This window comes from Ensifer sp. VA4 (genome assembly GCF_055710065.1).
This window is the reverse complement of the sequence record NZ_JBVQPO010000061.1, coordinates 1-462: the sequence shown is the minus strand read 5'-3', so window position 1 is coordinate 462 and position 462 is coordinate 1. Positions and strand designations below refer to the sequence as shown.

Genomic DNA, 462 nt, shown 5'->3' with positions numbered 1-462 from the left:
CCATATCCGTGAAGACGCCGGAGGACGCCGCAATTACCGCCTCGAAGGCCCTCCAGTCACGGCGAAGCTGATCGTCGGAGGCAAAACCGGGGATCGACAGGGTGATCAGCTCCGGCCGCGCCTTGCGAAGCGCTGCAAAATCGATTCCGAGCCGGGCGAGCACGCCGGGGCGGAAATTCTCAACAACAATATCGGCCTCGGCGACCAGCGCCTTTGCCTGTTCCACCCCCTCCTCTGTCTTGAGGTCGAGGGTGATGATCAGCTTGTTGCGGTTGAGGATGGCATTGGCGGGATTATCCCAGAGCGGGCCACCGGGCGGATCGACATGCACGACGGTCGCGCCAAGATCGCCAAGGATCATGGCAACAGCCGGGCCGGCAATATATTGCCCGAAATCAACCACCCGAACGCCGGAAAGCGGAAGCGCGGAGCGCGCGATCGATNTCATTTCGACTGTCCTCC

General features: G+C 62.0%; 1 protein-coding gene. It reads right to left on the bottom strand.

Annotated features, from left to right (window positions below):
• A partial coding sequence (locus AC0C6X_RS30160; protein WP_472956710.1) for a CoA transferase occupies window positions 1-448 on the bottom strand: 448 nt, incomplete at its 3' end.
• Window positions 449-462 lie beyond the last annotated feature (14 nt).